Origin of the sequence: Pseudoxanthobacter sp., assembly GCF_036822375.1 — a bacterium.
In the GTDB taxonomy this organism is placed as follows: Bacteria; Pseudomonadota; Alphaproteobacteria; order Rhizobiales; family Segnochrobactraceae; genus Pseudoxanthobacter.
The window spans coordinates 15,448-25,396 of sequence record NZ_DAISHT010000033.1; the positions used below are offsets into that span (position 1 = coordinate 15,448).

Annotated in this window: 8 protein-coding genes; 5 read left to right on the plus strand and 3 right to left on the minus strand. The window is 70.0% G+C overall.

The window, feature by feature from the left end; translation table 11 throughout:
- Positions 1-114 precede the first annotated feature (114 nt).
- The 5 genes from gcvH to V7067_RS05570 all read left to right on the plus strand — a co-directional run bounded on the left by gcvH (position 115) and on the right by V7067_RS05570 (position 4,916).
- Positions 115-486 (plus strand): glycine cleavage system protein GcvH, encoded by a 372-nt coding sequence (gcvH, locus tag V7067_RS05550; protein WP_334174888.1) that lies wholly within the window; start codon positions 115-117, stop codon positions 484-486.
- 9 nt (positions 487-495) lie between these two features.
- Complete coding sequence (locus V7067_RS05555) at positions 496-981, plus strand: OsmC family protein (protein ID WP_334174889.1); 486 nt, start codon at positions 496-498, stop codon at positions 979-981.
- A 58-nt stretch (positions 982-1,039) separates the two neighbouring features.
- Positions 1,040-2,386: an aminomethyl-transferring glycine dehydrogenase subunit GcvPA gene (gcvPA, locus tag V7067_RS05560; protein WP_334174890.1), complete on the plus strand. Its 1,347-nt coding sequence runs from the start codon at positions 1,040-1,042 to the stop codon at positions 2,384-2,386.
- 40 nt (positions 2,387-2,426) lie between these two features.
- A complete protein-coding gene (gene gcvPB, locus V7067_RS05565; protein WP_334174891.1) occupies positions 2,427-3,983 on the plus strand; it encodes an aminomethyl-transferring glycine dehydrogenase subunit GcvPB in 1,557 nt (518 codons plus the stop codon).
- A 120-nt stretch (positions 3,984-4,103) separates the two neighbouring features.
- Positions 4,104-4,916 carry a hypothetical protein gene (locus V7067_RS05570; protein WP_334174892.1) on the plus strand — a complete coding sequence of 271 codons (813 nt, stop codon included), beginning with the start codon at positions 4,104-4,106 and terminating at the stop codon, positions 4,914-4,916.
- Between the two features lie 375 nt (positions 4,917-5,291).
- On the opposite strand, the gene V7067_RS05575 is transcribed toward V7067_RS05570, so the two are convergent.
- The 3 genes from V7067_RS05575 to V7067_RS05585 all read right to left on the minus strand — a co-directional run.
- Entirely contained in the window at positions 5,292-8,273 is a 2,982-nt protein-coding gene (locus tag V7067_RS05575) for an EAL domain-containing protein (RefSeq protein ID WP_334174893.1), read from the minus strand.
- Between the two features lie 109 nt (positions 8,274-8,382).
- Entirely contained in the window at positions 8,383-8,991 is a 609-nt protein-coding gene (locus tag V7067_RS05580) for a GNAT family protein (protein ID WP_334174894.1), read from the minus strand.
- Positions 8,992-9,008: 17 nt separating this feature from the next.
- Positions 9,009-9,949 (minus strand): pitrilysin family protein (locus V7067_RS05585; protein ID WP_334174895.1); only part of this gene is annotated, 941 nt, incomplete at its 5' end.

A 9,949-nucleotide genomic window follows, 5' to 3' on the forward strand; every position in this document is an offset into this window, starting at 1 on the left:
GCCCGTCTTGTCTGCCCGCCTGCAACGGGCTCTCCCCGCCCCGGCGCACCGCTTGCATGGGGCCGGGCGGGCCCCAATCCCGTTCAAGAACCCCGGAAACAGGATTTCCTTTCCATGACCCTGCTGTTCTCCAAGGACCACGAGTGGCTGAAGGTTGAAGGCGACATCGCCACCGTCGGCATCACGACCTATGCACAGGCCCAGCTCGGCGACGTGGTGTTCGTGGAGCTTCCCGAGATCGGCCGCACGGTCGCCAAAGGCGACGATGCCGCCGTGGTGGAATCGGTGAAGGCCGCTTCGGAGGTCTATTCCCCGGCCTCCGGCGAGATCGTCGCCGTCAACGAGGCGCTGCCGGACGCCCCGCAGACCGTCAACGAGGCGCCGGAGACCGATGGCTGGTTCTTCAAGCTGAAGCTGTCGGATACCGCCGAACTCGCCGACCTGCTGGACGAGGCCGCCTACAAGGCCTTCGTCGACACCCTCTGAGGGCCCGACATGAGCGAAGCGCGGTTCACCGCCACCGTGCTGTGGCAGCGCGGCGCCGGTGAGGTCTTCACCGACAACCGCTACAGCCGCGGCCACCTGTGGTCGTTCGACGGCGGTGTCGCGGTGCCGGCCTCGTCGGCGCCCTCCAGTGTGCCGCTGCCGCTCTCGCGGGCGGATGCGGTGGACCCGGAAGAGGCGCTGGTGGCCGCCGTCTCCAGCTGCCACATGCTGTTCTTCCTCAGCTTCGCCGCGCGCGAAAAGCTGGTGGTGGAGCGTTACGAGGATGCCGCCACCGGCCTCATGGCGCGGCGCGACGACGGCCATGTGGCGATGACCGAAATCACGCTTCATCCCGCCATCGTCTTTTCCGGGGTGCGACGGCCCGACGCCGCCCTCCTCGCCGCCCTGCACCACGAGGCTCACGAGGCCTGCTACATCGCCCGTTCGGTCACCGCCCGCGTGACGGTGGCCGGGCCGGCGCCGGTCTTTGCCTGACTGCCGAAACCGGCGGGGCGCCCCGCCCCGCCGCGCTTTCCTCCCCGGATCACCGTTCATGCGCTATCTGCCGCTTACCCCCGCCGACCGCGCCGACATGCTCGCCGCCATCGGTGCCGAAGGGATCGAGACCCTTTTTGCCGATATCCCCGCCGACCGGCGGCTGGACGGCCTCGCCGACCTGCCGCGCGCGAAGACCGAGCCCGAGGTGCAGCGCCATCTCGGCCGCCTCGCCGCCCGCAACGTGGCGGCCGGCGACGTGCCGTTCTTCATCGGCGCCGGGGCCTATCGCCACCATGTGCCGGCGACGGTCGATCACCTGATCCAGCGCTCGGAATTCCTCACCTCCTACACGCCCTATCAGCCGGAAATCGCGCAGGGCACGCTGCAGGTGCTGTTCGAGTTTCAGACCCAGGTCGCCCGTCTCACCGGCATGGAGGTGGCCAACGCCTCCATGTATGACGGCTCCACCGGCACCGGCGAAGCGGTGCTGATGGCCCACCGCATCACCCGCCGCCGCAAGGCGGTGCTGGCGGGCGGGCTGCACCCGCATTATCGCGCCGTCGTGGAAACCCTGAGCGCCATGGCCGGCGATGCCGTGGTGGCTCTGCCGGCCGATCCGGCGGGCAAGGCCGATCTCCTCGCCGCCATCGACGACACGGTATCGTGCGTCGTGGTGCAGACGCCGGACTTCTTCGGCAACCTGCTGGATCTTCAGGCCGTTGCCGACAAGGCCCATGCCGCCGGCGCACTGCTGATCGCCGTCGTCACCGAGGCCGTGTCCTTCGGGGCGCTGGAGGCACCCGGCGCGCTCGGGGCCGACATCGTGGTGGCGGAAGGCCAGTCCATCGGCAACACGCTGAATTTCGGCGGCCCCTATGTCGGCCTGTTCGCCACGCGCGAGAAGTTCGTGCGCCAGATGCCGGGCCGCCTGTGCGGCGAGACAGTGGATGCCGACGGCGTCCGCGGTTTCGTGCTGACGCTTTCCACCCGCGAGCAGCACATCCGCCGCGACAAGGCCACGTCCAACATCTGCACCAATTCCGGCCTGTGCGCGCTGGCGTTCTCCATTCACATGACGCTGCTGGGCGAGACTGGCCTCACACGCCTTGCCGCGCTCAACCACGCCGCGGCCTGCGACCTTGCCGGCCGGCTGGCCGCGGTGCCGGGCGTGAGCGTGCTGAACGACACGTTCTTCAACGAGTTCACCATCCGCGTGCCGGGCGATGCCGCGGCGGTGGTGGATGCACTGGCGGAGCGCGGCGTTCTCGGCGGCGTGCCGGTTTCCCGCCTGCTGCCCGGCGACCAGGCCCTTGCCGGCCTCATCGTGGTGGCGGCGACCGAGACCACCACGGCGGAAGATCGCGCCGCCTTCGCCGATGCCCTTGCCGCGGTGCTGAAATGAGCCGCGCCCTTCCCTTCGCTTCGCACACCGGAGCCGCACAATGCTGAACCGTCAGGGTCGCCCCTCCCGCCCGGAGGAAGCCGCCGCGCCGGCCGCCGCCACCTTCACCGGCAACCGCGGACTGCAGATGGAAGAGCCGCTGCTGTTCGAGATCGGCCGCGCGGAGGTCACCGGCGTCGACCTGCCGGAGGTGCCGGCCACGCCCGGCCGCCTCGGCCGTTTCGCCCGCCGGACGCCGCTGGACCTGCCCGGGCTCTCCGAGCCGGAGACGATGCGCCACTATGTGCGGCTGTCGCGGCAGAACCACGCCATCGACCTCGGCACCTACCCGCTCGGCTCGTGCACCATGAAGCACAATCCGCGCCTGAACGAGCAGATGGCCCGGCTGCCGGGCTTTGCCGACATTCATCCGCTGCAGCCGCAGAAGACGGTTGCCGGTGCGGTGGCGCTGATGGAAGAGCTGTCGCACTGGCTGCTGGAACTGACCGGCATGGAGGCCGTCGCCCTCAGCCCCAAGGCCGGCGCCCATGGCGAACTGTGCGGCATGGCGGCCATCAAGGCCGCGATTGCCGCGCGCGGCGAAACGCGCTCCGTCGTGCTGGTGCCGGAATCGGCTCACGGCACCAATCCGGCCACCGCCGCCCTGCTCGGCTACCGGGTGGTGCCGGTGCCCGCGCGGGCGGACGGCACGGTGGACCCGGCCGAGGTGAAGGCGCGGCTGTCGTCCGATGTCGCCGCCATCATGCTGACCAATCCCAACACCTGCGGCCTGTTCGAGCGCGATGTGGCGGAGATTGCCGATGCCGTGCATGCGGCCGGCGCGTTCTTCTATGGCGACGGCGCCAATTTCAACGCCATCGTCGGCAAGGTGCGGCCGGGTGACCTCGGCATCGATGCCATGCACATCAACCTGCACAAGACCTTCTCCACGCCCCACGGCGGCGGCGGGCCGGGCGCGGGCCCGGTGGTGTTGTCGCGGGCTCTCGCGCCGTTCGCGCCGCTGCCGTTCCTGTGCCGCGATGACGGGCGCACCGTGCTGGTGGAAAGCCCCGCCGGCTGCGAGGCCGGCGAGCAGCCGTTCGGCCGCCTCACCGCCTTCCACGGCCAGATGGGCATGTATGTGCGGGCCATGGCCTACATGCTGTCCCACGGCGCCGACGGGCTGCGGCAGGCCTCCGAAGATGCGGTGCTCGCCGCCAACTATGTGCGCGTGCGGCTGGCCGACCTGTTCCACGCGCCTTACGGCGACCGGCCCTGCATGCACGAGGCGCTGTTCGACGACACCTCGTTCGAGGGCACCGGGGTGACCACGCTCGATTTTGCCAAGGCAATGATCGACGAGGGCTATCATCCGATGACGATGTACTTCCCGCTCGTCGTGCACGGCGCGATGCTGATCGAGCCGACCGAATCGGAATCGCTCGCCAGTCTCGATCTGTTCATTGGCGCCCTGCGCGATCTTGCCCAGCGGGCACGGGCCGGCGGGGCGGAAGCCTTCCGCGCCGCGCCGCAGCTGGCACCGCGCCGCCGCCTTGACGAGACCCGCGCCGCCCGCGCCCCGAAGCTGACGTGGAAGACGCCTGAAGCGGCGGAATGACGACTGCACCGGCCGGCCGGCAACCGCGCCGGCCGGCGCGCCCCGCGTTGCGCCGCTTTACAAGCCCCTGTCCGGTCTGAGAGAAGCGGAAGACCACCGGGTTTTCGGAGCGAGACCGCCATGACTTGTCCGGGCAGCCTTCTGCGGCCGCTGAAGAGCCTTTTCACCGCAGCACTTTTCGCCGGCGCCCTGTTCAGCGGCGTCGCCGGCGCAGCCGCCGGCGATGGCACCGTCGTGCTGTCGCAGCCCGCGGCAGCCGGGCCGGGTCTGGCCACCTTTCCGCGCATCGAAGCCGCCGGCGGCAGCAATGCCACGCCGGCGGCCATTGAGCGCATCAACGCCGCACTGGACAAAGCCGACGCCCGCCTGCGCACCGCCGCGGCCGATTGCCGTGCGGAGGCCGGCACCGGCGATGGCGCCGGCTGGCAGCGCACGGTGGAGGTTGCCACCGCCGGCCCGGATTATCTGGCTGTCGTCGCCCGGGACGATCTGTTCTGCGGGGGCGCCCACCCGACGACGGGCACCTTTGCCCTCGCCTTCGATCTCACCACCGGAAGCCCGCTGAACTGGGCCCGCCTGCTGCCGGCCGCCCTTGCCGGCACCGCCAGCCTCGACAGCGCGCCGGATGGCACCCGCCTCGGCGTGCTCACCGGCCCGGCGCTGACGAGAGCCTATCTCGCCGGATATGGCGCCGCAGCGAAGCCGGTTCTGGATGCCGGGACGATCGCCGCCTGCCGGGAGGGCGCGTTCGATCCCCCGGTCAGCTTCGTGCTGTGGCCCTCGGCGCGGCCGGCCGGCCTTGCGATCGTGCCGGAGAACCTGCCCCATGTGGTGGCCGCCTGCGCGGTGCCGGTGGTGCTCAGCCCGAAGACCCTCGCCGGCCTCGGTGTCTCGCCCGCCTTCGCCACGCGCCTGTCGCAGGCCCGTCCCTGACCGGCAGACCTGAGAAGACCCGCGGAACCGGCCGGCTGCGGCCCTCACGCCCGAAGACGGCCCCGCCTGTGCGGCGTGCATCCGCAAAGCCTGACTGGCCTGAAACCCCGTATTTGCAGGGCTTTGCCGGTCTTTCCCGTGAAAAAGCCCGAACGGGCGGCCGTGCTCCCCTGCGGCGGCAAGCAACCGGATGGGGGACCGCAGACCGGATCACCGCAGACAGGCGCCCCCCGCCACAGCCCGTGCGGGACGATGGCGCCGGATCACGGTACGCGACTCACGATATGCGACGGGCGGCCGGCATTGCACGCCGGACCGGCGCGGCAAACATCCGCGCGGCGGCCGCCCTGACGGGCCGGCCGCCCGGTGCGGCTGTCACTCGGCGGCTTCGGGTGTCTTGTCCGGTTCCGGCGTTTCCGGGTCCGCGGGTGCCGCCGGCAGCTTGCGGGCGGTACGGCCGCGGCGGGCATCGTCCGGCGCGTTGGCCAGACGATCGGCAAAGCGGCGGGCGCCGTCGGCGTTGAGCGGCGGACCGAACAGCTTGCCCGCGGCCAGATCGCACCCGGCCTCCACCAGCTTCACCACATCGGCTTCCTGCTCCAGCCCGGCGACGAACAGTTCCGCCCCAAGGCCGTGCGCCAGCGCCGCAGTGGTGCGCAGCAGGTTCATGTCGATCGCCCCGCCGCGCACCTTCATGCGCGGCAGGCGGGCCCGCAGGGCATCGAACGGCGTCTGGTGCAGGATGCCGACAGACGCCCAGTCGGCGGCCACGTCGTTCAGCGCCAGCGCCGCATGGCCCTGCCGCAGCCGCTCCAGCACAGCCTGCGAAAGCTCCGGATTATCGGCGACCGCCGATTCCGTCACCCCCACCACGACCGAGCCTTCCGGCCAGTCGACACGCTGGTTGACGGCGCGCAGATCGTCCACCAGCGCCTGCGTCAGCACGCCCTTGCCCGGCAGATTGACCCACGAGAACAATGGCTTGCCTTCCGGCCGCACCGTCTCGTGCCATTCGCAGGCAAGCCGCGCCGCGCGGTCGAGAATGACCAGCGCGAGCTGGTGCACGAGGCCGGCGCGATCGGCGATCTCCATCGTGGCCGCCGGATCGATGCGCCCGCGGGTCGGGTGCTCCCAGCGGGCGATCAGTTCGAAGCCGGCGAGACGCCGCTCGCGCAGGCGGATGACGGGCAGATATTCGATGCGGATCTCGTCGGTGGCGAGCGCCCGCCCGAAATCGGTTTCCAGCGTGGAAAGCTCGGCTGCGAGGCGCTTCAGGATCGGCGTGAAGGTGGCGACCCGGTCGCCGCCCTGCCGCTTGGCGTGCACCATGGCCAGTTCGCTGTCGCGCATCAGTTCGCCGGCATTGCCGTCCTCGACGCCGGCAACGGCGATGCCGATGGAGATGGTGAGGCTGACCTGATCCTCGCCGAACACGATGGGCTGGCGCACCGCCGCGCGCATTTCGTCGGCCAGCGCCGCCACGCGCTCCGGATCGCGCTCCGATTCGATGATGACGCAGAAGGTGTCGCCGCCGACGCGGGCCAGCGTATCCACCGGCTGCAGCAGCCGCTCCAGCCGGCGGGCCAGCGTCAGCAGGCTCGAATCGCCGAACGACGAGCCGAACGTCTCGTTCACCGCCTGGAACCGGTCGATGCCGATGGTGAGCATGATGGGGCGCGGCCCGGCTTCCATGCCCGCCCGGCGCAGCGAGGTCTCCAGCCGGTCGCGGCAGAGTTCGCGGTTCGGCAGGCCGGTCAGGTTGTCGTGCACCGCATCGCGCAGCAGCCGCTCTTCGGAAATGCGCGCCTCGGTCACATCCTGCAGCGTGCCGATGCAGCGGATCACCTCGCCGTCGGCCCCCACCACCGGCCGTGCCCGCAGATGGAACCACGAAAAGCGGCCGTCGCCGCCCCGCAGGCGGAACACCTCCGAAATGCGGCCGCGGCGCTGCTCCACCACGGCATCGAGCACGAGGCGGAAGCGGTCGGCATCCTGCGGGTGCAGCACGGCCAGCCATTCCAGCGCCGCGCCCTGCAGCGTGCCGGGCTCCAGCGCCAGCTGCTCCTCGGCCAGGGCGCCGGTATAGATGTGATCGCGCGCGACGTCCCAGTCCCACACCGGATCGCCCGCCCCTGTCAGCGCCAGCGCCGTGCGCTCCATGTCGCCGACCTGATCCTGCACCACGGAGCCGCCGGCGAAGGCGTGCTGCATGACCGTAAAGCCGATCAGCAGCACGATCAGCACGAGGCCGCCGGAAAGCGCCGGCTGGGCGATGGCGTTGTCGAGCCGGCCGGTGAGGATCAGCGCCGCGCCCAGCATCCACGCAATCAGCAGGAACCACGTCGGGATCAGCATGATCGCGCGGTCGTAGCCCTTGATCGCCAGCGCCAGAATCAGCACGAAGCCGGCCGCGCCGATGGTCGCCAGCGCCATGCGCGCAATGCCCGCCGCCATCTGCGGATCGTTGACGGCAACACCGAACAGCCCCAGCAGCAGCACCATGAAGCCGATGGCGGCGTGGGAGTAGCGAATGTGCCAGCGACCGAGATTCAGATAGGCATAGAGGAAAACGAACAGAGAGAACGAGAGGAAGACCTCGCTCGACGCCCGGTAGATATGGTTATCGGAAAGATTGATGTTGAGGATTTCATCAACGAAATAAAAATCGACGGCGATATAATAAAGCACCGCCCACGCCAGCGCCGCCGTTGCAGGGAACATCGCCGTTCCCTTCACCACGAAAACGATGGTGAGCACGATGGCGAGCAGGCCCGAAATGCCGAGCACGATGCCCTTATAGAGCGAATAGGAATTGTTGCTGGCGGTGTAGGCATCCGGCTGCCACAGCGACAGCTGCGGCAGGGCCGGCGTGGTGATTTCGAACACCAGCGTCACCACCGAACCGGGATCGAGGGTCAGCTGAAAGACATCGGCATCGTTGCTGGGCAGGCGCTCCGGCGCAAAGCCCTGACTGGGCGTGATCGCCACGATATGCCGCTCGCCCAGATCCGGCTTCAGCAGGCCCGTCTTGGAGGGGCGGTAGAACGGCGCCACCAGCAGGCGGTCGATCTGCTGGTCGGAGGTGTTGGTCAGCGCAATCACCGCCCAGCGCGCCGGCCGCCCATCGGCCGAGCGCACCTCGATGCGGCGCACGATGCCATCCGGCCCCGGCGCGGTGGAAACGGCAACGCGATCCGAGGGATTGGGGAAATAGGTCAGATTGTTGGTGAGGTTCACCGCCGGTGCGTCGATGGGAATCGTCACCGCATCCAGCGCCATCGCCGGCAGGGCCGTGACGAGGCCGATCAGCGCCACGACGAGGAACATGAGGCGGCGGAACGGGGCGCCTGACTTCATCTCGGCCAAACCACTTCTCCGGACAGACGACAGACAAGGGGCCGGGCCCCGGCAAAAACGCACATCCGCACAACGCGCCGGCCGGAAAAGCCGCCGGCAGCGCCGCAGCCTACCACTCCGCGGCAGCGCCGCGGCCGCACAGCGGGTCGTCGGACAGCACCGCAAACAGCAGATGATCCTGCCACGCCCCGTTGATGCACAGATAGCGCCGCGCATATCCCTCGCGCTGGAATCCGACCTTTTCAAGAAGGCCGATGGAGGGGGCGTTATAGGGCAGGCAGGCCGCCTCCACCCGGTGCAGGCGCAGCGTGCCGAAAGCGAACTGCAGCACCGCCTCGACCGCGTCGCTCATGTAGCCATGGCGGGCAAACGGCACGCCCACCCAGTAGCCCAGCGAACAGGCCTGCGCCACGCCGCGCCGCACATAGGACAGCGACAGCCCGCCCACCAGCACATGGTCTTCCTGCCGGAACACAAGGAACGGATAGCTCTGGTCCTCGCGCATGTCGCGGTGATAGCGGCGAATCCGGCGCCGGAAGGCCGGCCGCGTCAGGTCGTCCTCCGGCCACAGCGGCTCCCAGCGGGCCAGAAAGGCGCGGCTTTCGCTGCGCAGCGAAGCCCACGCCAGATAGTCGGGCACGATGGGCGGCCGCAGATAGACCGCCCGCCCCCTTACGGTCGGCTCGATGTCAAACACGGAGGCCGTCCGCAGGAACACGGCATAGCCTCCGGGGCTCACGCCGGCACGCGACGCGCCGCGTCACGTACGCTGAGCGGGGCCACGATCTCCTCCACCGGAGCGAGGTTTTCCACCGGGCCGATGGCGGCCAGCGTGGCCGGTGTGCCGAGAAACACCTCGGCGGCGAGCCGGCGCACATCGCGCTCGTGCACCGCGTCGATGCGCTCGATCACCTCACGCACCGGCAGCGGACGGCCGTGCACCAGAATCTGCCGGGCGAGCTGGCTGGCCCGCGAGGCCGCGCTCTCCTGCGCCATCAGCAGCGAGGCCCGCATCTGCGCCTTGGCGCGCGCCACTTCCGCCTCGCCGATGTCGTCGATGGAGCGGGCCAGTTCCCCCACCAGCACGCGGGCGAGTTCGCCCAGCTCCTCCCCGCCGGTCGCGGCGTGGAAGCCGATCAGGCCGGTGTCGGAAAAGCCCCAGTGGAAAGCATAGATCGAGTAGCACAGGCCGCGCTTCTCGCGCACTTCCTGAAAGAGGCGCGAGGCCATGCCGCCGCCCAGCACCGCCGACAGCACCTGCGCGGTGTGATAGTCGGGCGAACCGTAGCGGCGCCCCTCGAAGCCGAGGGCGAACTGCGCCTCCATGGTGTCGCGCACCTGCCGGCGGTCGCCGCCGCGATAACCGGCGACGGCGGCCTGCGGCGCGGTCTGCGACGAGAACCCGGCGAAGTGACGCTCGGCCGCGCGCACGATCTCCTCGTGCCGCACGCCGCCGGCGGCTGCCAGCACCGTGGAGGGGCCGCGATAGTGGGTGGCGAGATAGCCGGCGATATCCTCGCTGGTGAAGCCGCGCACCGATTCCGGGGTGCCCATGATCGGCCGGCCCAGCGGCTGGCCGGGCCATGCGGCCTCCTGAAACAGGTCGAAGACGTGGTCTTCCGGCATGTCGTAGGCCGCGCCGATCTCCTGCAGGATCACGTTCTGCTCGCGCTTCA

What these genes read in the sequence shown, in the direction of transcription:
- V7067_RS05555 (WP_334174889.1), top strand. Translation starts at nt 496, where the DNA reads ATGAGCGAAGCGCGGTTCACCGCCACCGTGCTGTGGCAGCGCGGCGCC.
- gcvPB (WP_334174891.1), top strand. Translation starts at nt 2,427, where the DNA reads ATGCTGAACCGTCAGGGTCGCCCCTCCCGCCCGGAGGAAGCCGCCGCG.
- gcvPA (WP_334174890.1), top strand. Translation starts at nt 1,040, where the DNA reads ATGCGCTATCTGCCGCTTACCCCCGCCGACCGCGCCGACATGCTCGCC.
- V7067_RS05575 (WP_334174893.1), bottom strand. Translation starts at nt 8,273, where the DNA reads ATGAAGTCAGGCGCCCCGTTCCGCCGCCTCATGTTCCTCGTCGTGGCG.
- gcvH (WP_334174888.1), top strand. Translation starts at nt 115, where the DNA reads ATGACCCTGCTGTTCTCCAAGGACCACGAGTGGCTGAAGGTTGAAGGC.
- V7067_RS05570 (WP_334174892.1), top strand. Translation starts at nt 4,104, where the DNA reads ATGACTTGTCCGGGCAGCCTTCTGCGGCCGCTGAAGAGCCTTTTCACC.